This is a genomic window from Nocardioides immobilis (genome assembly GCF_003515065.1).
Taxonomy (GTDB): Bacteria; Actinomycetota; Actinomycetes; order Propionibacteriales; family Nocardioidaceae; genus Nocardioides; species Nocardioides immobilis.
In genome coordinates this window covers 69,276-91,498 of record NZ_QXGH01000009.1, presented here as the reverse complement: position 1 = coordinate 91,498, position 22,223 = coordinate 69,276, and the positions used below count along the sequence as shown (strand labels likewise).

The 22,223-nt window shown below is 69.8% G+C and carries 16 protein-coding genes and 1 pseudogene; 11 read left to right on the top strand and 6 right to left on the bottom strand.

Annotation, left to right across the window (positions count from 1 at the left end):
- Positions 1–10 precede the first annotated feature (10 nt).
- From D0Z08_RS01360 to D0Z08_RS01350, 3 genes are read left to right on the top strand one after another with little or no spacing between them, the layout of a single operon-like run.
- The gene (locus D0Z08_RS01360) at positions 11–1,144 is read left to right on the top strand and encodes an NDMA-dependent alcohol dehydrogenase (protein WP_118921899.1); all 1,134 of its coding nucleotides are present in this window, start codon (positions 11–13) and stop codon (positions 1,142–1,144) included.
- Positions 1,141–2,286, top strand: coding sequence for a CaiB/BaiF CoA transferase family protein (locus D0Z08_RS01355; RefSeq protein ID WP_118921897.1), 1,146 nt, complete (start codon positions 1,141–1,143; stop codon positions 2,284–2,286). The genes D0Z08_RS01360 and D0Z08_RS01355 overlap by 4 nt, the downstream gene beginning before the upstream one ends.
- A complete protein-coding gene (locus tag D0Z08_RS01350; protein ID WP_118921895.1) occupies positions 2,286–3,809 on the top strand; it encodes an acyl-CoA synthetase in 1,524 nt (507 codons plus the stop codon). The genes D0Z08_RS01355 and D0Z08_RS01350 overlap by 1 nt, the downstream gene beginning before the upstream one ends.
- A gap of 79 nt (positions 3,810–3,888) precedes the next feature.
- Here D0Z08_RS01350 and mftR read toward each other — a convergent pair whose 3' ends face one another.
- The 4 genes and pseudogenes from mftR to mobF all read right to left on the bottom strand — a co-directional run bounded on the left by mftR (position 3,889) and on the right by mobF (position 11,881).
- A complete protein-coding gene (gene mftR, locus D0Z08_RS01345; RefSeq protein WP_245993484.1) occupies positions 3,889–4,443 on the bottom strand; it encodes a mycofactocin system transcriptional regulator in 555 nt (184 codons plus the stop codon).
- A gap of 49 nt (positions 4,444–4,492) precedes the next feature.
- Positions 4,493–4,768 (bottom strand): annotated as a pseudogene (locus D0Z08_RS32855) (hypothetical protein); the annotation flags it as partial.
- Positions 4,769–5,139: 371 nt separating this feature from the next.
- A complete protein-coding gene (locus D0Z08_RS01335) occupies positions 5,140–5,829 on the bottom strand; it encodes a hypothetical protein (protein WP_118921893.1) in 690 nt (229 codons plus the stop codon).
- A 25-nt stretch (positions 5,830–5,854) separates the two neighbouring features.
- Positions 5,855–11,881, bottom strand: a complete 6,027-nt coding sequence (gene mobF / locus D0Z08_RS01330; RefSeq protein ID WP_118921891.1) for a MobF family relaxase — start codon at positions 11,879–11,881, stop codon at positions 5,855–5,857.
- 339 nt (positions 11,882–12,220) lie between these two features.
- Between mobF and D0Z08_RS31595 the strand changes: the two genes are divergently transcribed.
- From D0Z08_RS31595 to D0Z08_RS01295, 8 genes are all read left to right on the top strand, one after another.
- The gene (locus D0Z08_RS31595; protein ID WP_147381282.1) at positions 12,221–12,448 is read left to right on the top strand and encodes a hypothetical protein; all 228 of its coding nucleotides are present in this window, start codon (positions 12,221–12,223) and stop codon (positions 12,446–12,448) included.
- Positions 12,370–12,561, top strand: coding sequence for a helix-turn-helix domain-containing protein (locus D0Z08_RS33630; RefSeq protein WP_118921890.1), 192 nt, complete (start codon positions 12,370–12,372; stop codon positions 12,559–12,561). Before D0Z08_RS31595 ends, D0Z08_RS33630 begins: the two co-directional genes overlap by 79 nt.
- A gap of 462 nt (positions 12,562–13,023) precedes the next feature.
- Positions 13,024–13,320 carry a hypothetical protein gene (locus D0Z08_RS01320; protein ID WP_147381281.1) on the top strand — a complete coding sequence of 99 codons (297 nt, stop codon included), beginning with the start codon at positions 13,024–13,026 and terminating at the stop codon, positions 13,318–13,320.
- Positions 13,321–13,558: 238 nt separating this feature from the next.
- A complete protein-coding gene (locus D0Z08_RS01315; protein ID WP_118921886.1) occupies positions 13,559–14,773 on the top strand; it encodes an acetyl-CoA C-acetyltransferase in 1,215 nt (404 codons plus the stop codon).
- 29 nt (positions 14,774–14,802) lie between these two features.
- Positions 14,803–16,989: a 3-hydroxyacyl-CoA dehydrogenase NAD-binding domain-containing protein gene (locus D0Z08_RS01310; RefSeq protein WP_281271695.1), complete on the top strand. Its 2,187-nt coding sequence runs from the start codon at positions 14,803–14,805 to the stop codon at positions 16,987–16,989.
- Positions 16,986–18,038, top strand: coding sequence for a TIGR03617 family F420-dependent LLM class oxidoreductase (locus D0Z08_RS01305; protein WP_118921884.1), 1,053 nt, complete (start codon positions 16,986–16,988; stop codon positions 18,036–18,038). The genes D0Z08_RS01310 and D0Z08_RS01305 overlap by 4 nt, the downstream gene beginning before the upstream one ends.
- Positions 18,039–18,042: 4 nt before the next feature.
- A complete protein-coding gene (locus tag D0Z08_RS01300; RefSeq protein ID WP_118921882.1) occupies positions 18,043–19,197 on the top strand; it encodes an acyl-CoA dehydrogenase family protein in 1,155 nt (384 codons plus the stop codon).
- Between the two features lie 43 nt (positions 19,198–19,240).
- The gene (locus D0Z08_RS01295; RefSeq protein WP_182481088.1) at positions 19,241–20,416 is read left to right on the top strand and encodes a DUF2306 domain-containing protein; all 1,176 of its coding nucleotides are present in this window, start codon (positions 19,241–19,243) and stop codon (positions 20,414–20,416) included.
- Here the strand turns inward: D0Z08_RS01295 and D0Z08_RS01290 are convergent.
- Together D0Z08_RS01290 and D0Z08_RS01285 are read right to left on the bottom strand one after the other, a co-directional pair.
- Positions 20,349–21,359 carry an NAD(P)H-dependent glycerol-3-phosphate dehydrogenase gene (locus D0Z08_RS01290; RefSeq protein WP_118921878.1) on the bottom strand — a complete coding sequence of 337 codons (1,011 nt, stop codon included), beginning with the start codon at positions 21,357–21,359 and terminating at the stop codon, positions 20,349–20,351. The genes D0Z08_RS01295 and D0Z08_RS01290 overlap by 68 nt on opposite strands.
- 80 nt (positions 21,360–21,439) lie before the next feature.
- Positions 21,440–22,222 (bottom strand): SGNH/GDSL hydrolase family protein, encoded by a 783-nt coding sequence (locus tag D0Z08_RS01285; RefSeq protein WP_118921876.1) that lies wholly within the window; start codon positions 22,220–22,222, stop codon positions 21,440–21,442.
- Between the last annotated feature and the right edge of the window lies 1 nt (position 22,223).

The following is a 22,223-nucleotide window of genomic DNA, read 5'->3' as shown; positions in this document are numbered from 1 at the left end:
AGCAAAAGACGTGGAGACCCAGGCCGCAGTCCTGTGGGAGCGCAACACTCCCTGGTCGATCGAGACCATCCAGCTCGATCCCCCCAAGGCCGAGGAGGTGCTGGTCGAGCTCCATGCGTCGGGCATGTGCCACTCGGACGAGCACATCGTCACCGGCGACATGCCGTTCAGCCTGCCCTGCATCGGCGGGCACGAAGGCGCGGGTGTCGTACTCGAGGTGGGGAGGCACGTCTCCTGGCTCAAGCCCGGTGACCACGTGGTCTTCGGTTTCATGCCGTCGTGCGGCCGCTGCCCCTCGTGCGCCAGCGGGCACCAGAGCCTGTGCGATCTCGGCGCCAAGATCTACACCGGCCGCCAGATCTACGACGACACCGCACGCCACCACGTGAAGGGCCAGGATCTGGCGCTCGCGTGCGGCATCGGCTCGTTCTCCCACCACACGGTCGTCCACGAGGCGAGCTGTATCAAGATCGAGCCCCACCACCCGCTCGACCGCGCCTGTCTCCTGGGCTGCGGCTTCGTCACCGGCTGGGGCTCTGCCGTGTACGCCGCCGACGTCCGTCCCGGGGACACCGTGGTCGTCGCCGGGGTAGGCGGCATCGGTGCCGCCGCGGTCCAGGGCGCCCGGTTGGCCGGCGCCCGCACGATCACGGCGATCGATCCGTCCGAGTTCAAGCGGGAGCAGGCGCTCAAGATGGGCGCCACCCACGTGGCCGCCTCCTGGGAGGAAGCGCGCGAGGTGGTGGCCGACGCGACCTGGCATCGCGGCGCGGACAAGTTCATCTGCGCCCTCGGCGTGGGTCAGGGGGAGCTCATCGCCAAGGCGCTCGCCATGACCGCGAAGCGCGGCAAGCTGGTCGTCACCAACATCCACCCGATGGCGGAGAAGTCGATCTCGGTGAGCCTGATGGACCTGACGCTCATGGAGAAGCAGATCGTCGGCACCCTCTACGGCTCCGCCAACCCGCGCTACGACATCCCCCGACTCCTGGAGCTCTCCAGCGCCGGCGATGTCGACCTCGACGCGATGGTCACCCGCACCTACCCCCTCGCCGGCATCAACGACGGCTACGACGACATGCGTGCGAGCCGAAACGTCCGGGGCGTCCTCCGCTACCCGGCCGCCGAGCGGGAGTCGGTGTGACCGGTCCTCTTGCGGGGCTGCGCGTGCTGGAGTTCGCTGGCATCGGGCCGGGCCCGTTCGCGTGCCTGATGCTGGCCGAGCTCGGCGCTGAGGTGATTCGCATCGACCGCCCCAGCGCGGTCGGCTCCCCCGCACGGTCGGTGCTCGGTCGCAGTCGACCCAACCTCGCCGTCGATCTGAAGTCGCCGCAGGGACGCGACGTCGTCCTCCGGCTGATCGCCGACGCCGATGTCGTCGTCGAGGGCAACCGGCCGGGTGTGATGGAGCGTCTCGGGCTCGGCCCGCAGGAGTGCCGCGCGGCCAACCCCGGGCTGGTCTACGGCCGGATGACAGGCTGGGGCCAGGTGGGCCCGCTGGCCCAGCGTGCCGGTCACGACATCACCTACGCCGCGCTCACGGGAGCGCTGCACGCCACGGGCGGGGTCGAGAAGCCGCGCAACGCTCTCAACCTGGTCGCCGACTTCGGCGGCGGTGCGATGTTCCTCGTGTCGGGGATCCTGGCCGCTCTCTTCGAGCGCAACCGCTCCGGCCAGGGTCAGGTCGTCGACGCGGCGATGGTCGACGGCGTCTCGACCCTGATGACGATGGTCTACGGCAACCACAGCGTCGGCCGCTGGGAGGATCGCCGCGAGGCCAACCTCCTCGACGGCGGCACGCCCTACTACGACACCTACGCCTGCGCGGGCGGCGGCTTCGTGGCGGTCGGTGCCATCGAGCCGCAGTTCTTCGCCGAGCTGATGAAGGGCACCGGCCTCGACTTCGAGCAGCAGGACCGCGCCTCCTGGCCGGCGATGCGGGCCGCTCTCGCCGAGACGTTCTTGACGAGGACGCGCGACGAATGGGCGGCAGTCTTCGAGGGCGTCGACGCCTGTGTCGCGCCCGTGCTCAGCCTGGCCGAAGCGCCCCGCCACCCGCATCTCGCGGCGCGCGGCATCTTCGAGGCCTACGCCGACGGGCACCTGCCCCTGGTCGCGCCACGCTTCTCCCGGACCCCTGGCCAGGCGCCCGGGGAGATCCGTCCCGTGGGCGAGGACTCGCGCGTAGTGCTGGGGGCCAGCGGGTTCTCCGGCGACGAGATCGACACCCTGATCGCGACCGGCGTGGTCGGTGTCGTCGGACAGACGCAGTCGGTGGGACTCTGATGGACCTGTCGGTCTGGGCCGCGACGCAGCCCGAGAAGGCAGCCCTCGTCGGTCCGACGGGGGAGCAGATGTCGTACGCCGAGCTCGAGGCGACCTCCAACCGGATCGCTCACCTCTTCCTGTCGCTCGGCCTGAGCCGCGGCGACCACATCGCGATCGTCTCCGAGAACCGCCTCGACCTGTTCCCGATCCTGTGGGCGGCCCAGCGGACCGGCCTGTTCTACACACCGGTCAACTGGCACCTCACCGCCGACGAGGCGGCCTACGTGGTCGACAACTGCGGAGCCACGGTGCTGCTGGTGAGCGCCGCCCGCGCCGACCTCGCGGCGGCCCTCCCGCCGGTGCCGCACCGGCTCTCCTTCGGTGGCCCGCTGCTCTCGTACGACGCGTTGGAGTCGCTGGTCGCGAGCCTGCCGTCGACGCCGGTGGACGACCAGACCGAGGGCAGCCCGATGCTCTACAGCTCCGGCACGACCGGACGCCCCAAGGGCGTCCTGCCCGCCATGCCGGAAGCGCCGTTCGGCACCGGGCTGCGCTTCGACCACCTGATGCAGGACAGCTTCGGCTTCGACTCCTCCACGGTCTACCTCAGCCCCGGCCCGCTTTACCACGCGGCCCCGCTCGGCTGGAGCCTCGGCGCCATCCGGGCCGGCGGCACAACGGTCTTCACCGATCGCTTCGACCCCGAACTCGTGCTCCGACTGATCGAGCGTCACAGGGTCACGCACCCGCAGTTCGTGCCGACCATGTTCGTGCGGATGCTCAAGCTGCCCGACGACGTGCGGGGTCGCCAGGACCTGACCAGCCTGCGTCTGGTGATCCACGCCGCCGCGCCGTGCCCCGTCGACGTGAAGCGCTCGATGATCGCGTGGGTCGGCCCGATCCTGATGGAGTTCTACTCCGGCAGCGAGGGCAACTGCTTCTTCATGATCGACTCGACCAGCTGGCTGGCTCACCCCGGGTCGGTCGGTCGCCCTGTGATGGGCGGCGTCCACGTGTGCGACGAGGCGGGCCAGGAGCTTCCCCCCGGCGAGATCGGGCAGCTGTGGTTCGACGGGATGCCGCCCTTCGAGTACTACGCCGACCCCGCCAAGACCCAGGCGGCGTACGACGCGCGCGGCTGGTCCACCCTCGGCGACCTTGGCCACGTGGACAACGACGGCTTCCTCTACCTCTCGGACCGGCGCACCGACCTGATCCTGTCGGGCGGGGTCAACATCTACCCGCGCGAGATTGAGGACTGCCTGATCCTCCACCCCGCTGTGGCTGACGTGGCCGCCGTCGGGCTCCCCGACGACGAGTTCGGGCAGCGCGTACATGCGGTCGTGACGCCGGCCGACAGCGTCACCCCCGGGCCGGCGCTCGAGGAGGAGCTGCTTGCCCACCTGAGCGGCCGGGTGGCGCGCTTCAAGCTGCCTAGATCCTTCTCGTTCGAGGAGGTGCCACGGCTGCCCAGCGGCAAGGTGTTACGGCGGGTGCTGCTCGACCGGCATCACCGCGTGGACGAGAGCCTGTCCCAGTGAAGCTCAGCCGGCTCGACCCCGCCTGGCGATGTGATTCTGACAGCCATGTACCCCTGCGAGCGCTGATGCGCAAGGGCGACTACTGCTCGGAGAGGTAGCCGCGGAGCGCCACCATGGTGTCTGCCAGCACGACGCTCAGGTCGCCGTCCGGCTCCGCGAGCCATACCTCATAGGCCGCCACGGCCAGGCCAAGGCTCACCTGCGCGACCGTGCGGGGGAGCAGGGCGGTGGGTGGTTGGCTGGTGCGCGCGCCGACGTACCCCGCGATGACGGCCCGCCACTCGGCGTACCGCAGCACCGAGTGCGCCTGGAGCGCCGGGGTGTTCAGGATCAGCCCCATCCGCTCCCCGTGGGAGGGATTCGCGCTGGCGGGGAAGGTGTCGAAGGCGACGACGCCGCGCTGGACCGCCTCCCACAGGGGCAGTTCGGGGGGCATCTCGGCGAGCGTCAGCCGGAACGACTCGATCGTGCGGTCGAAGCGCCCCCAGGGGATGTCGTTCTTCGACGGGTAGTAGCGCGCCAGGGTGCGGCGGCCGATGCCGACCGCCTCGGCGATGTCGTCGAGGGTCGTCGCCTCGAAGCCGCGCTCGGCGAAGAGCCGGAAGACAGCGCGTTCGATCGACGTCGTGCGCAACGGCGTACTCCACGAGATGCCAGAAGTCGGGGCGCACCGTCGGCTCGCCACCACCGAGGTTGACGTAGAAGACCTGCATCCGCTGGAGCTCGTCGATGACGGCCTCGCACTGCTCGGTGGTGAGCTCACGCGGATCACGGCGGCCGGACGACGACAGGCAGTGCGCGCACTCGAGGTTGCACGCGTAGGTGAGCTCCCACGTCAGGCAGATGGGGGCATCGAGGCCTCCGACATGATCCAGGAGCGTGTCGCGTGAAGCTGGTCCGAAGTCCTCGCTCGTCAGTGCTTGGGTCGTGACGATGTGAGCGAGTCGACAATGGCGCACGTCATGATGTGGTCGATCCGGTCCCCGTCAAGAAGCCAGCTCCACCCTGCGGGACGCAGGCCCGTGAACGGTTCCCCCCAACACGAGCCGTAGTGCCGCCACCAAGTCGTCGATGCCACCTGAGCCACGGCTCTGTCCCGGGTCCGGAGCCGGCGGAAGAGATCCAGATCGGTGAGAACGCCGTCGACTTGGTAAATGGGAAGCCCGCGATGATCGTCGCGTTGGTGGGCCCGGGCGCTCGGCAGATGTGGCTCACCGGTGCGTGGATTGGTGCCGAGCCACCGACGGACATTCGCAAGGTCAACGCGAGCTCGGTCAGGCTTGAGGCCGAAGGCGTCGCATCGAAAGCCCTTCTACATCGAACTGCTCGCCTATCTCGCCCTGCACCCCAAGGGCGTCAGCAGCCCTGAAGTTCCTTCTCTGGGGCCTTCCGCCCCGACATTCTCGGAGACGACTGGTGCGAGGTTGCCGACGTCATCCTGGGTGGTGGGGGAGTTCTGCTCGTAAGTCTCGGCGCTCAGGGGAAGTAGCGAGCGCTCGCCAGCGGTGCCCGATTGTCGCGGCTCGGTGACTTTGACACGGAGCGCGCCCGCCAGATCGACGAAGGGCTCCTCCTCGTAAGCTGAGGTCTCGGCGACCGGAGTCGGGACGTCCTCGGCCGCGGATGTCAGGTCGACGATCGCTGCGCACGCGGCAGCCTCGTCAGCGCTCAGGCCCGGCACGCTGAGATCCAGAGCTGGTGTCTTCGCTGTCAGTCGGCCCGACGTGGTGACGTGGTTCTCAATGGCGCCCGGTCCGTGTTCGCTGTTGATCGTCACCACAGCCGCTGCTGACCGGCCGGCACGGCTGGTAATGATCTTGGCGATGTTGCCGATGGATTCATCGGCCACTGCCGACGTAAGAAGGGCGTGGAACCGATCGGGATCATTCGTCGAGACCTCCCCTTCGAGCTCCGCCGCGAGGTGATCCAAGAACGCCGTGTCGTCGACTGCGTGGTGGTGCAGACGGAGGGGGTCGATGGTGGCGAGTTCGCCGCCGATGCCGATCGTGTCGATCTCCACCAGAGCGATTCTGAGCGGTCCGGTGTCATCGTGCCGGGCCGGCCGGATCGGGTCCCGCCGGCGGCACAGTGTGGTCGGGTCGAATAGTTGCGGCCGTGGCGGCGAGCCGCTGCTCGGCGGCCCGGCGACGGGACTGGGGATCGCTGTTGGATGCCTGCTTGCGGGCTTCGTCGTTGATCTCGTCGATGCGGGCCTGGGCGTAGGCGGGGCGGTTGCGGTCGCGCTCGATGCTCTCGGTGATGGTCTGGTGCTCGAGGATGCCGGGCGCGAGGTGCAGCTTGTGGCGCAGGTGCTCGAAGCCGTCGAGCCAGCGCTCGGAGCCACGGACACTGAGCATTTGGGCGGCCTGGTGGATGAGCTTCTGGCGGACGTCGGTGTCGGACCAGTGGCCGGCGGTGCGGAGCAGGTGGTTGATCATCGCGTCGCCGAGTGGGGACCGGTTCTCGATGGCGGCGGTGATCGCGTCGGCGCCCTGGGTCTCGAACAGGTTGGCCGGGTCCAGGCCGTCGGGCAGGTCGAGGTGGGTGGGGTCGAGGTCGGCGGCGGTGAGGTGCCAGAAGGCCTTCTGGGCTGACTTCCAGCCGGCGGGGTCGGAGTCGGTGGCCACGGCGATGCGGTCGCGGCCGTTGACCATGTCGATGTGGGCGCGCAGCAGTCTGATCTGGTTGATGGTGAGCGCGGTGCCCATCGGGGCGAGGCCGACGGCGGTGCCGTTGCTGCCCAGGGTGATGGCCAGTGCGTCCATGGGGCCTTCGACGATGACTGGGAGCGCGCCGTGGGCGAGGAGTTCGCGGGCTTCGGCGTACCCGAAGAGCGCCTCGCCCTTGGTGAAGATGCTGGTGGTGCGGGTGTTGAGGTACTTCGGTCCGGCGTAGTCGTGGTCGGTCTTGGTGGGGTTGCGGCGTCCGATGAAGCCGAGGATCGCGCCGCCGTCGGGGTCGTGGGGGTCGCGGATGGGCATGATGAGTCGGTCGCGGAGGAAGTCGCGGGGGTAGGTGGTGCCGTCGTTGCGTTCACGCTGGGAGACGAGCCCGGCCTGTGCGAGCTCCTCGAGGGTGGCGCCCTGGTCGGTGAGGTGTCGCATCAGGCTGCGGCCGCCTCCGGGTGCGTACCCGACGGCGTAGTTGGGCTGGTTGGTGAGGTCGGTCCCGAGGCGCTGGCGCAGGTAGTCCGGTGCCCAGGATCGCGGGTAGCAGGAATCGTAGTAGGCCAGGGCCTGCTGGTTGAGCTCGTGGATCCGCTCAGCTGGGATCTGGTTCGGGTCGGGGAAGGCGTTGTCGGCGGTGACCTCCTCGGCCTGTTCCCATGGCAGGGGCGTCGCGAACGGATCATTCACGTACGGGTAGTCGCCGACCGCGATGTCGTTGTACGTCGGGTTTTGCTCGTCCGGTGGCGGTTCCCGGTCGACCGTCTTCGCGAGGGTGTCGTAGGCGTCCGGGGTGGGGGAGGGGGCGAGAGGAGCGTCGGGGTCGTCGGGGTGGTCGCGGTAGAGCGCGGCCATGAACTCATCTGCGTCCTCGGGCGGCAGCAGGTCCGGGGGAACGTCGGCGTCGCCGTACGGTGCCTCGTCGTCACCGGGAGACGGGGCTTCCGTCGGCTGGTCGGTGAGCATGGCGATGCGGAGTACGAGCGCGTCGGCGACCTCGACGCCGGTGAGAGACCCGTCTTGGGGGACGCCGGCCAGTGCGCTGGCGAGGATGTCGCTCGGGGTCCAGCCGTGGTGCTCGCAGGCCTCGTCGACGGCAGCGACGAGGGCGGGCCAGGCGGGTGCCGTCTGGAGGTAGTCGGCCTTGGTGGTGCCGACGAGTTCGGCCAGCGCGGTGCGCCAGTTGGGCTGCAGCAGGTTCGCGGAGTGCTCGTCGGCACCGAGCGCGGCCGGGCCGAGGTGGGGAACGAGACGCCACCACAGGGCGGCGGCCTGCTGCTGGTCGGGTAGCGGCCGCGGCGCCGCGGCGGTGGCCGTGGCGGTGCCGGACTGGTCACTCGGTAGGGAGGGGTCGGTGGCGAGTGCCTGCTTGATGTAGTCGGTGACGGGTAGCCTTGCTCGTTCGAGGCGGGCGAGTCGCTGGCACAGCGGGGTGATCCACGGGTCGGTGCGGACGGTCTCGGGCAGCGCCTGGTACCAGGTGCGCTGGGCGAAGGGGTAGCTCGGGCGTGCCGCGCGGACGGCCCGGTTGAGCGTGGCCTGGTAGGCGCCGGGGGCGCCGATGGTGCGGTCACCGGTGGGTCGCAGGTCGTTCTCGTCGGTCCCGGCCACTGCCCGCCACACCGCCAGGTCGGCACGGAGCTCGGCAAGGGGGTCGGTGTCCTGGTCCTCGAGGAAGGGTTGTGCCCACACGGGTGCGGTGGCGCCGGTCCATCCGCGAGCGGCCTCGCGGACGGCGTCGACCTGGTCACAGGCGAGCTGGTGGTAGGCAGCCGTGAACGGGCCCCAGTCATGGGCCTCGGCCAGCCGGGCGGGGATGCCGGGCAGCCAGGGCAGCGGCCCGGCCGCAGCCGGAGGCGTGTTCGCGTTGGTCGGCGGGGGAGTGTCCGGGTCGTGCGGTCGGGCGGCGGTGAGTTCGCCGATGAGGTGGTCGATGCGGGCGTCGAGCACCGCGGCGGGGTCGCGTGCGTCGGCCAGCGAACCGACGGCGACCGCGTGCGTGAGCAGTTTCAGGGGGCTGTGGTCGTCGAGCGCGATGAGGGCGAGGTGGGACCGCAGCGTCGGCCAGGCGGGTGTCTCGGTGAGCCCGGTGAGTAGTGCTTCGGCGTGGGCGTCGATCTTGTCCATACCGAGCGGGCCGATGAGGTTCTCGGCGCCGGCCGTGACCGCGTCGTGGTAGCGGGCGGCGATGTCGCCGAGCAGCTGGTGCGGGTTGGTCTGCTCGCGCAGCGTGGTGGTCGCAGAAACCGGCGTCCCGTCGCGGCGCAGCATCTCGGCGAGCCGGTCGAGCGCGGTCGGCGGGATCAGCGCCTCGGGCCGGATCAGGTTGTGCGGGTCGCCGTCGGAGGCGACGTTGAGGTAGAGGTGGTTGGCGAACCTGCCGCGGGAGAGCGCGACGTAGAGCAGGTTGCGGTCCTCCTCACCGGTCAGGACGACGTGACAGGTGCCGGTGGTGATGCCTTGGGCGCCGTGGATGGTGGTGGCGTAGCCGAGCTGGACCGTCTTGGAGACGTAGTCGGCGGGCAGAGTGATGGTCTTGCCGAGCTGGTCGTGGACCACGGTCAGGGAGCCGTCGGCGTTAACGCATCTGACGTGCCAGCGGTCGCCGTTCTTGACCCAGTTGGTGCCGCTGATGGACAGGCGGCGGTCGTTCTCGCGGGTGATGATCCGGTCCCCTTGGGACACCTTGGTGCCGTCGGCCAGCGTCAGAACGCGCCCGATCTCCTTCTCGTCGAGGCCGGCGAGGCGGTCGTTGCGGGCACGGGTGTTGAGCTCGGCGACGAGGTCGCGGGTGGGTGCGATCAAGATCGAGTCGGAGACTGCATTGCTACTGGCCGGGTCGGCGGTCACATCGGCTGCCATGTCGGCTGCCCAGGCGGCGTAGGCCTGGTCGGCGCAGGCGCCGAGGTCGCCGACGTGGATGCGGCCACGGTCGGCGTAGAACGCGATCGCCGACGGGTCGCCCTCACGTAGGGCCAGGGTGGCGGCTGCTTCGGCGTGGTTGAGGCTGCCGTCACGGTTGCGGAAGCGGTGCACTTCGCTGAGGGTGACGGCGCCGATCTGGTGGGCGATGTCGCGCAGCACCCCGCCGGCGGCCACCGAGGCGAGCTGCCGGTCGTCACCGACCAGGCGCACCTGGCCGCCGCGGGAGGTGATGTATTCGATCGCTGCCGCCAGATCGGTGGTGGCGGCCATGCCCGCCTCGTCGATCAGGACGAGGGTCTTGTTGTTGATCCTCTCCATCCACGAGGGCGCTCCGCCCTTTTCGGCGTGCCACACGAGCTTGGCCAGCGTGTCGGCGCGGACCTTCCTCCGAACCGGGCGCCACGGCCCGTCCAGGAGCCCCTTGGCCTTCGCTGCGGCGCCGGCAGCTGTGTTGTCGGGGTTCTCGGGGTTGATGGAGGCGCCGAGCTCCAGGGCCGCAACCGCGGACGGGGCGAGGCCGATGACGGTGCCGCCGGCGTCCTGCCAGGCGCGGGTGAGAACCTGCATGGCGGTGGTCTTGCCGGTGCCGGCGGGCGCGAGGGCGAGCTGGACGGCGCGGCCGCTGGTGGCCATCGCGCGCACCAGGGACTGCTGGGCGGCATTGAGCTGGAGCCCGGTCGTGTCGCTGTTGGCGGCGGCTTCGGCGATCGCGATGCCGACGCGGACCTCGCTGATGGTGTTGCGACCGGTGCGCCGAGCAGACTCGACGATGCGCCGTTCGGCGTCGATCACCGCCTGGGAGGTGTACTGGCGGGCGCCGGCGAGGCTGTACACGCTGACGATCTCCTCGCCCCCGACCCCGTGCTCGGTGCGCCGCAACAGCGCGGGGATCGTCACGTCCAGCTCGGCTGAAAGTTGGGCCGCGGTGGTTGCGTGGGTGAGCGGGTCGGGGTCGTTGAAGGCGATGGAGTGCTCGGCGATCGCGGTGGCCACGACGCGGTCGACGCACGTGTCGAGGTCGGTCAGCCGGATGCCGTGGGCGCGGGCCTGGCGCTGTGCCTCGGCGCGCAGGTGCCAGACCTGCCAGGTCGCGCGGTCCTCGGCGACCCGCGCGACGACATCCTGCGCGGTCTCGGCGACCCACTCGTCAGTGATGTCCTGGGCGTCCGGCGTGTGCCCGAGGCAGCGCTCGACCATGTCCCGGACGGCCTGCTCGCTGCCGATGATGGCGGCGGCCTCGGCCAGCCACACGGTCCGCTGGTCGGCCTCGGCGCGGGGTGCGTGCTTGGCCTGCCGGGTCTGCTCCCAGGCCTTCTCCGCGAGGGTGACGGCCTCGCCCTCGGTCGGCGGCCGCCCGTGCTCGGCCTGGAAGGCGGCCGCCAGTTCACGGCGCCGGGCCTCGATCGCATGGTGCCGCTTGGACCAGGCCTGGGCCAGCCGTTCGTCGACGCCGACGATCTCGCGCACAGGCCGCTTATCCCCAACCCGTCCCTGGCCCTTGTTCAGGCCGCTGCGGCGGTTCTCGAAACGAACCCCCAGCCGGGCGATCAGCTCGGACTCGATGAGGGTGTTGTACATCTCCGCGAGGGTGACGTTGGCCTTGAACAGGACCCGTCCGTCGACGGCGAGCCAGCGTCCGGTCTCGTCCTGGACCTTGTTGCTGAGCGCGACGTGGGTGTGCAGGTGCGGGTCGGAGGAGCGTGCGTCGCGGTGGGTGAACATGCCCGCGATCAGGCCCTTGGCCTTGACCTGCTGGAGGCCGCCGCGGCCGCGGCGTGTGAACAGCACCTCCTTCTCCAGCCACGACAGGGTGGCCTCGACAGCCGAATGGTGGGCGTCCTCGATCTGCTTGGCGACGCCGGGGTCGGCCAGCGCCCACAGCGTCGAGACGGACTTCACCGGGGCGAAGGTGAGGTCGTAGCCAGCCACCGCGGTGGTCTGCTGACGGGTGACCTTGGCCATGAACGAGCCCCGCTCGCGGTCGTCGATCGGGGCCCGACCGTGCTCGCGAAGGAACTGCTCGTTGCCCAGCTCGGTGCGGATCCGCGCCCGTACCTCGGCCGGCACCGGGGTCTTCCAGTGCTCACCGTGGGCCAGGTTGTAGGCGATGTAGCGCTTCGCGGTCTCCTGAATGAACTCCGCCTGGTTTCCCAGATACCGGGCGAACACGCGCCCGAGCTGGGAGGCCTTCTTGGCCTGCTCAACGCTCTTCCCTGCGTCCAGAGCGGCGTTCTCCAGCCGCTCCGCGTCCGGGTGGCGACCCTCGCCGAACAGGTTCCGCATGTGGGTCTCGGTGACCTCGCAGCCGACGACGAGCCCCAGTTCGCAGAGACCGGCGCCGAACCAACGGCCCGGTGATTCGCCCTTCTCGGCGTAGTAGTCGGCCAGGCCCTTGTGGCCCCGGTCGGTGGCATCGTGCGCGGCAACCTGGCGTGTCAGGTACGTGTACCCGTCGCCCGCGGTCAGCTTGTGCACTCCCATCACGCCTGGAGAAGCAACCGCCGCGAGAGCGTTTCGGACACCTGCCCGGCACCCAGTTCCGACGGTGCATGGGGTCCGAGGCAGGTGAGGGGTCCGCTTCGCGGTGGTGAGCCTCGCCAGGGCGGTGGGTCCGAAAGGTGGGCGCGGACTGTCCGATCGATCGGGGGCGACGTTGCTTCTGTCTTGTGAAGGCGTCGCGGCGATCTCGGCCGCGACAACGGATCAAGGAAGAGGTGGGCGCGGACTGTCCGATCGATCGGGGGCGACGTTGCTTCTGTCTTGTGAAGGCGTCGCGGCGATCTCGGCCGCGACAACGGATCAAGGAAGAGGTGGTCGCGGGTGAGCACCGCGGCAAAGGCGCAGGCCGGTCGCGACCGCGCCCGGGAACGCCGGCTGAAGGCGGCGCGCGATCGCCGGCGTCAACTGGACCCGCAGCAGTTGGCCCGCGAACAGCGCATCGATGAGGCCACGGTCGACGTCGAGGTGGCGTGGGAAGCCCGGGCCGAAGCCCAGCGCGCCATGGAAGCCGCGGAGCATGCCGCCGCATCCGCAGTCGAGCGCTACTGAGCGAGCGCCTATCGCTGACCGACGTAGCGAGGCTGACCGGCCTGGATCTATCGACCGTACGGCGACTCAGGCACACAGTCCCCCGCGAGAGCAATCTTGAGACGGGCAGATGATTCCGGTGAGAACGCGGCACGCCAGCGCCCGAGTCCCCGAGCACGCTGGACTGGTCAGCAACTGCGATTTCCCCGGATGCCATGAACCAGCTCACCCGCGGTCGACGATGTGCCTTGACCACTTGCTGGTGCAGATCTCCAACTGCGGCTCGTGGGTCGACGATAGGCACGCCGACGGCGGGCATGGCTGACGGCGCCGCCGTCGATGCACGAGGTGTGGCACATCGTCGGTCGCGAGAAATCGGAGGATGCTGCGGGTATGTCGGAGACGGCTCGCGCGGCGGTTCTGGTGCCCTCAGCGGCCATGGTGCGGGCCCAGCCTGCGGCGTTCGGCGCGCGTAGCTCGTCGAGGTCGGGCAGTGGGCGTTGGCAGTTCTCCCGCGCCTCCTCGCCATCGAGGCCGAACATGCGGAGCAGGTCGGCGATGAGCTCATCGGCGGAGGCGGCCGCGTCCCGGTCGGCATGCGCAGCGAGGTGGTGGCCAGCATCGAGGACTCGGCCGAGGTCTTCGCGGTCAGCTTCCGGATGACCGAGCGATTGCATCGCCAGATGCCGGAGATTATGCGGGTGCTGCTCAACGAGGGCGTGCGGATCTTGTCGCGCGACGAGCGGCTGGCTCCGCGTGCCCTGCGACGACATCGAGGCGCGGTCGCCGCCGACCGCTTCGACATCGATTCCGCCAGCTCGGCTGATGGCTGCCGGGGGAGCGCTGCTCGATCCCGATCCCGATGCCGACGCCGGGCGAGCTTTCTGACCTGATGACCACGCGGATGTTGCGGGCGTGCGGGATGAGCAAGAAGGAAGCTGGGAACATCTGCGCCCGGCCGATGCCCGAGCAGCCCTCGATCTGACGCGCAGGTGCCCGAGCGCTTCAATGTGCCGATGACCACGGAAAGGTCGGACCACTCCTGAGGCCAGGCAAGCTCCCCCCGCAGGGGGATGTTGCCCTCGCCGCGCCCACCTAGCGTCGAACCGGCTTATCAACGAAGGAGCATGCATGGCGCACGAGGCGTTCATCTACGAGGCGATTCGTACCCCACGCGGACGGGGAAAGGCGAGCGGGGCGCTGCACGGGACCAAGCCGGTCGACCTGGTCGCCGGGCTCGTCGGCGAGCTCTGCCGACGGCTGCCGGGACTGGACCCAGCGGTGATCGACGACATCGTCCTCGGGGTCGTCACCCCGATCGGTGAGCAGGGAGGGGACATCGCGAAGGCGGTGGCCCAGGTGTCCGGACTACCGGAGACCGTCGCCGGGGTACAGATCAACCGCTACTGCGCCTCCGGGCTGGAAGCGACGAACATCGCGGCCGCGAAGGTGCGGTCCGGGTGGGACCGGTTGGTGCTCGCCGGCGGTGTGGAGTCCATGTCGCGCGTGCCGATGCTCTCCGACGGAGGAGCGCTCTTCACCGACCCGACCACGACGTACGACCACCACTTCGTCCCGCAAGGAATCGGGGCTGACCTGATCGCGACGCTCGAAGGGTTCAGCAGGGAGGACGTCGACGCCTACGCGGTTGCCTCGCAGCAGCGCGCGGAGACCGCGTGGGTCGAGGGCCGTTTCAAGCGCTCGGTGGTACCGGTGACCGACCAGAACGGCGTGGTCGTTCTCGACACCGACGAGCACCGCCGACCGGGCTCGACCGTCGAGTCGCTCGGCACGCTGACCCCTTCCTTCGAGATACCGGGCAAGCGGCTCGGCTTCGACGCGGTCGCGCTTCAGAGGTACCACTGGCTCGACCGGATCGACCACGTCCACACCGGTGCCAACTCGTCGGGGATCGTGGACGGCGCTGCTCTGGTCCTGCTCGGCAGCGAGCAGGCCGGGCTCCAGTTCGGCCTCGAACCACGAGGGAGGGTCGTCGCCACCGCGATCACCGCGGCTGACCCGACGATCATGCTGACCGGCCCGAGGCCCGCCACCGAGAAGGTGCTCGCGACAGCGGGCCTGACGTTGGCCGACATCGACCTCTTCGAGCTCAACGAGGCGTTCGCGTCGGTCGTCCTGAAGTGGATGAAGGACCTGCGGATCCCCAGCGAGAAGGTCAACGTCAATGGCGGCGCCATTGCCATGGGTCATCCGCTCGGAGCGACCGGAGCGATGCTGGTCTCGACCGTGCTCGACGAGCTCGAGCGTCGCAACGAGCGCCGCGCGCTCGTCACGCTCTGCGTCGGCGGCGGCATGGGTATCGCAACCATCATCGAGCGCCTGTGACGACTGCAGCGACCCCCCGAGGAGAAGAAGTGACCAACGTCCGGACCCAGGTGGACAACCCGATCATCGATTGGCGCAAGGACGATGACGGCGTGGTCGTCCTCACGCTCGACGACCCCACGCAGGAGGTCAACACCGTTCACAAGGGCTTCGTCGCCGAGCTGACGAAGGTGGTCGCCCGGCTCCAGGCGGAGCGTGAGGAGCTCTCCGGTGTCGTGATCACCTCGGGAAAGTCGACATTCGTCGCCGGCGGCGACCTCAACGAGATCGTCGGACTGGGCGGTGAGGACGCTGCAGCGTTCACGGCGCACCTCAACCACATCAAGGCGCAGCTACGAACGCTGGAGACGCTCGGCATCCCCGTGGTCGCGGCGATCAACGGGTCGGCCCTTGGAGGCGGCCTCGAGCTGGCACTCGCGGCACACCATCGCCTGGTCGTCGACGCCCCGCGTCTGCAGGTCGGACTGCCGGAGGTCGGTCTCGGTCTGCTGCCCGCGAGCGGAGGCATCGTCCGGACCGTCCGCATGCTCGGTGTCCGGGCGGCGCTGGACTCGGTCCTCCTCTCGGGTCGGCGCTTCCGCCCCGAGGAGGCCCTGAAGATCGGCTTGGTCGACGAGCTCGTCGGCTCGGCCGACGACTTGCTGCCGCGGGCCAAGCAGTGGATCGCCGAGCACCCCGAGGCTGCGCAGCCGTGGGATCGCAAGGGGTTCGCCATTCCCGGCGGGTCTCCTTCCGGAGGACCGCTGTTCGCAGAGCTCACCTTCCTCTCGTCGACGCTGCGCGCGAAGACCGCCGGCGCGCCGGTGCCCGAACAGCGTGCGATCCTGGCGGCAGCCGTCGAAGGAGCGCAGGTCGACATCGACACCGCTGGACTCATCGAGTCCCGCTACTTCGTCGAGATCGCCATCGCCCCGATCGCGAAGAACCGGATCAACCTGACGTTCTTCGACCTCCAGCGGATCAAGAGCGGCGCGAGCCGCCCGGCCCACGCGCCGGTCCACAGGTTCTCCAGCGTCGGAGTCGTAGGCGCCGGGATGATGGGCGCCGGTATCGCGTACGCCGCCGCGAAGGCGGGTTTCGACGTCGTTCTCGTCGACACATCGCTCGAAGCCGCCGAGAAGGGCAGGGCGTACTCGGCGAAGGTCGCGGCCAGGGCGGTCGACCGCGGGCAGCGGACGCAGGCCGATGCGGATGCCCTGGTCGCCCGGATCACCGCCACCGATCGGATCGCCGACCTCGGCGGAGCCGACTTCATCATCGAGGCGGTCTTCGAGAACCTCGCCCTGAAGGCAGCGGTCTTCGGCGAGATCGATCGAGTCGTCGGGCAGGAGGCCGTGCTCGGCTCCAACACCTCTACCCTGCCGATCACGTCCCTCGCAGCGGGGGTCGACCGTCCGCAGGACTTCGTGGGCGTGCACTTCTTCTCGCCCGTGGACCGGATGCCGCTGGTCGAGATCATCCGTGGTGAGTCGACGTCCGACGACACTCTCGCCAACGCGTTCGACCTGGTGCTCCAGCTCGGCAAGACCCCGATCGTGGTGAACGACAGCCGTGGCTTCTTCACCAGCCGGGTGATCATCGCCCGCCTCAACGAGGCGGTGGCGATGCTGGGTGAGGGAGTCCCGGCCGCGAGCATCGAGCAGGCTGCACTGCAGATGGGCTACCCGGCGGGCCCCCTGCAGCTCCTCGACGAGCTCACCCTGACTCTGCCCCGTGACGTCCGGGAGGAAGCGCGGGCGGCCGCCGAAGCGGCCGGTGAGTCCTGGACTGCCCATCCCTGTCATGCCGTCTTCGACCGGCTCATCGACGAGCTGGGGAGGGTCGGACGGGCAGGTGGCGGTGGCTTCTACGACTACGACGAGCAGGGTCGCCGTAACGGCTTCTGGTCCGGGCTGGCAGAGCAATTCCCGAACCAGGCCCCTTGCCCGCCGCTGCGGGACCTCAGCGAGCGCCTCCTCTTCGCGGAGGTGCTCGAGGCGTGGGCGGCTCACGCCGCGGGCGTGATCGAGTCGTCGTGGGACGCCAATGTCGGTTCGCTGATGGGCATCGGCTTCCCCGCTTGGACGGGTGGCGTGCTGCGCTTCCTCGACCAGTACGACGGCGGCAAGGCCGGCTTCGTCGCCCGGGCCGAGCAGCTCGCGGCGAGGTACGGGGAGCGATTCCGTCCGCCGGCCTCGCTGGTCGATGCCGCGGGTCGCCCGGAGCTCAGCGCGTGAAGATCGACGCCAACGTCGGCGGCGGCATCGACGGCTCCGACGGCGGCAGGTTCTCCGAGGTCATCGCGCAGGCCGTGACGGCAGAGCAGAGCGGCTACGACGGTGTGTGGAGCACCGAGGTCGGCCGCGACCCGTTCCTCGCGCCGCTCATCGCGGCTGAGCACGCGCCCTCACTGACGGTCGGGACGGCCGTCGCGGTCGCGTTCGCGAGGAGCCCCATGACAGTGGCCGCGGCAGCAAACGACCTTCAGTCCTTCAGCGGCGGCAGGTTCGTCCTCGGCCTAGGGACCCAGGTCAAGGCGCACATCGAACGGCGGTACGGCATGCCGTGGTCGCGGCCGGCGGCCCGGATGGCTGAGTACGTCGCGGCCCTGCACGCGATCTGGGACAGCTGGGAGCGCGGTGACCGGCTCGACTTCCGCGGTGACTTCTACAACCACACGCTGATGACGCCGATGTTCACCCCGGCTCGCCACCAGTGGGGCCGACCGGCTGTCATGATCGCGGCCGTCGGTCCGAGAATGACTGAGGTCGCCGCCGAGGCCGCGGACGGGATCTTTATCCACGGCTTCACCACCGAGCGCTACCTGCGTGACGTCACCCTCCCGCTCGTGGAGGGAGCCCTTGCTCGGATCGGCCGCGACCGATCCCGGTTCACGATCGCGTACCCGGGATTCGTGGCGACCGGGGAGACCGACGAGGAGATGCACCAGGCGGTCGCCTCGGTGCGGCACCAGTTGGCCTTCTACGGTGCCACGCCCGCCTACCGACCCGTGCTCGAGCAGCATGGATGGGGGAGCCTGCACGAGGAGCTCCACCAGTTGTCTGTCACTGGACGGTGGTCCGAGATGGATGCGCTCGTCGACGACTCGGTCCTCGACGCGTTCGCCGTCGTCGGCACTCCCGAGGGGGCCGCGGCCGAGATCGGCCGCCGGTTCGGCGACATCATCGACCGGTTCACCCTCTATGCGCCGTACCGTCTCGCTCCCGATGCTGGCCGCCGGGTCGTTGCGGCAGTCAAGGACCGATCGTCTTCACTGAAGGGATAGCTCGATGGACTTCCAGGTCACTGAGGATGACAACGCACTGAGGAAGGCCGTCGCCGGGATCTGCGCCCGGTACGGCAACGACTACTACACGCGCAAGGCCGAGGCCCGCGAGTTCACCGAGGAGCTGTGGACGGCGCTCGGGGAGCACGGGTACATCGGTATCAACATCCCCGAGGAGTACGGCGGAGGCGGTGCTGGCCTCGCCGAGCTCGCCGCCGTCGTCGAGGAGACCGCGGCGGCCGGCTGCCCCCTTCTCCTGCTCCTGGTCGCAAGCGCCATCAGCGGTGAGGTCATCAGCGAGTTCGGGACGCCCGAGCAGCGCGAGGAATGGCTGCCCCGACTCGCCAGCGGCCGGGGGCGGATCGTCTTCGCGATCACAGAGCCGGACGCCGGATCCAACGCGCACCGGATCACCACCGCGGCGCGGCGCGACGGCGACGACTACGTCCTGCGCGGCCAGAAGCACTACATCTCGGGCATCGATGTCGCCGACGCCGTCCTGGTCGTCGCCCGGACCGGCACGGATCCCGCGACGGGTGCCGCGGAGCTGTCGCTCCTCGTCGTCGACACGGACGCCCCCGGGCTGGTGGCCCAGCCGCTGCCGGTCTCGGTCGCGCTTCCGGAACGCCAGTACACGCTCTTCTTCGACGATGTCCGTGTCCCATCGAGCCGGCTGATCGGCACCGAGGGCGCCGGGTTCAAGCAGGTCTTCCACGGCCTCAATCCCGAGCGCGTGACGGGTGCGGCCCTCCTGGTGGGGATCGGACGGTACGCACTCGCTCGCGCTGCCGACTACGCGAACCAGCGGACCGTCTGGGACGCACCGATCGGCGCCCACCAGGGCGTTGCCCACGCGCTCGCGGCCGCCCGGATCGAGGTCGAGGCGGCGCAGCTGATGACGAAGCGTGCGGCCTGGCTGCACGACGAGAGGCAACCCGCCGGCGAGGCCGCCAACATGGCCAAGTACCTGGCAGCAGAGGCAGCTCTGGCAGCCTTGGATGCCGCGATCCAGTGCCACGGCGGCAATGGCGTCGCGTCGGAGTACGGACTCATTCCCCTGTGGGGCCTCGCCCGCGTGCTCCGGATCGCACCGGTCAACAGGGAGATGATCCTGAACTATGTCGCCCAGCACTCCCTTGGCCTGCCGCGGTCGTACTGACCGCGGCCGCGGCTCTTCACGGGGAAGTGTCGTTGCCTGGTCCGTGCTCGCACTTGCGCTGCTCTACGCACCCATCGCGATCAGCTCGATGTGGTTCACCGTGGTGCCGGACGCACCTCGGTTGCAGGAGCGGGTGGACGCTTGGGTCGGCGGACATGCCTACGCCGCTGGGCGCGGATCGGTGGCGGCGCTCCGATCGGGCGCCTACGTCGACCATCGCGTGATCATGCTCGTGCACACGGTGCTGGGTGGCTTCGCCCTTCTCGTTGCCGCTCTCCAGTGCGTGACGGCGCACAGGTTGACTCGGCGGGTCCATCGGCTCGTGGGCCGGACATACCTCGCGCTGATGGGGACCAGCATGGGCGCGGCGATCCTCTTCCTGCTGGTGAGTCCGCGGCTCGACGTCGCCGGCCAGGTCGCCTTCCGGTGGCAGCTCTGGGTCCTCGCGCTGAGCACCGTGGGGACGGCGGTCCTGGCGACCCGGAGTGCCCGTCAGGGTGACGCGGATGCCCACCGGGCGTGGATGGCGCTCAACATCGCCTTCATGCTGACCGCGCCCGTCCTGCGTCTCCTGTGGACGTGCCTGGCGCCGCTGTTTCCCCGGCACGACATGTTGACCAACCTCGAAGTGGGCTCCGTCGTACTCGCCGTCGCGGCGCCGGCGGCGGGTTCACTCGCCGTGATGGCTCGGAGCGGCACCCCAAGGGACGACCGGCATCCCGGTGTTCGCCACCGGTGGCTGCCGCTCGTGGTGCTGGCCGTGCTGGGGTGCGTCATCGTGGTCGTGCGACAGCCCGGAGCTGGGGCGGGACCGGGCGAGCTGCCCTGGTTCCATGCCGTCCCGGTCCTCGTATCCGTCGCGATCTGCGTCAAGGGCTCGCTGGGCTCGCGCAACCTGAGAACGCGAGCTCAGGACTGGGACTCACTTCTCGTCGGCGTCGCGCTCGCGCCCTGGGCAGCAGTCGTGGTCGGGATCGCATCGACCTCGTGGGTCGGTGCTGCGGAGGGATACCTGGTCGGCCTGATGGTCGCTCCGGGCGTGCCGGTGGTTGCTGCCCTTGCGACCGTCGTCCGACGTCGAAGCCTCAGCGGTCGTGCCCCGATCGCCACCCGGCCCGCCTCCTCGGCTGACCCAGCCGACGCGTGGGGGACTACCAGCCGTCTCCTTCGGTCTCGTGACCGGGCGCGCTGCGCAGCAGTCCTCGATACGCGTCCTTGACGGTTCGTCCCTGCTCGACGACGCCGAGCACCTCGCGAGCGATAGGGACGCAGATGCCCACCTGCTCAGCCAGCTCGACCACGACGGGCGTGGTCGTGACGCCCTCAGCCACCTGGCTCATGCCGGCGAGGACGTCAGCGAGCGCTCGGCCCTGGCCGAGGCCTTCGCCCACGTGCCTGTTGCGGCTGTGCGGGCTGGTGCAGGTGACGATCAGGTCGCCCATGCCTGCCAAGCCGGCGAAGGTCTCGCGTCGGCCACCGAGCGCTTCGCCGAGACGGGCCATCTCGCGGCCGGACCTGGTCATCACCATCGCCTTGGTGTTGGCCCCCGCCTGGGCGCCGTCGGCCATTCCTACTGCGATCGCGTAGACGTTCTTGCACGCACCCGCCATCTCGACGCCGACGACGTCATTGCTGGAGTAGATGCGGAACTTGTCGGTCCGGAACAGATCGGCAAGCTGCGCGGCGAGGCCTTGGTCGGGCATCGCCAACGTGGCGGCCGCCGCCATGCCGCTGGCGACTTCCTTGGCGATGTTCGGCCCTGAGAGCGCACCCGCGGGGTGGCCCGGCAACTCCTCCGCCACGACTTGCGTCATCGTCTTGTGAGTGCCCCGCTCGAGGCCCTTCACCAGGCTCACCACCGGTACCCAGGGGCGGAGGATCGGCGCAACGTTGCGGAGCACCGACCGGAGCCCCTGCGAGGGCACGCCGGCCACCAGGACGTCGGCCCTCTCGACGGCTTCGGCGAGGTCGGACGTCGCGCGAAGGCCACGGGGGAGCGAGGCGCCGGGTAGGTAACGCTCGTTGGTCCGGCACTCCGCAATCTCGCGCGCCGCCGAGGGGTCGCGCGCCCACACGATGGTCGGAGAGCTTCGGGAGGCGATCGCGCCGACGGTCGTGCCCCAGGAGCCCGCTCCCAGGACGGCTATGCGTGGTGCTTTCATCCGGGATCTCCTTCAACCGAGAACTCCGACGACAGGCAGCGGGCCGATCGACAGACGCGCGCCGTCATCGATACATCGACTCATCGGCCATGGGTCAGGTCCCGGAACCGGCGGTAGAGCCAGGGCGCGATGTCGACGACAAGGGCCCTGGCCTGCTCGCGACGGCTCGGCCGGGGACTGGTGCAGGTGAGGGATGGCAGCGGGAAGAGGAGGCCTTCGCCGTTCAGGAGCTCTCCCACCCGCCGGGCCAGCCGCCGGTGTCCCAGCTCAGAAGGGTGGAGCCGGTCGAAGGCCCACAGCTCGCGTGAGTAGATGGCGGGGTCGGCTCCGAGGTCGAGCCGCAAGGCGCCATACTGCGCGTGGACCTCGTCGTAGATCTCGTTGAGGACCTCGATCCGCCGGCGGAGCGGCCGGGTCAGCAGCCGGGGCAGGCCGAAGACCCGGCTGTGGTCGTGGAAGCGCACCGTGATCACGAGTGCGCCGTGGCGCGCCAGCTCGCCCGCGCAGTGCAGGAGGTCCGCGCGGAACTGGCCGGGGTCCCATGTCGAGCGCATGACGTCGTTGAGACCGACGACCAACGAGGCGACGACGGGACGATGGGCCAGTGCGTCAGCGAGCTGCTCGCGCCGTACGTCGGCGACGACGGCGCCGGGGACCGCCAGCTTGCAGAACGAGACATGGTGCTCGGCCGCGACAGCATCGGCCAGGATCCTGGCCCATCCGCGCCAGCCCTGCGGAGTGGGGTCGCCAACCCCGCAGGAGGCAGAGTCGCCGAGTACGGCGAACCGGATGTACTCGACGGGCGGGATCTGCGCGTCCCCGTGGTGCACGGGTTGGGGTCCCCATGAGGGCTGGCTGGTCATG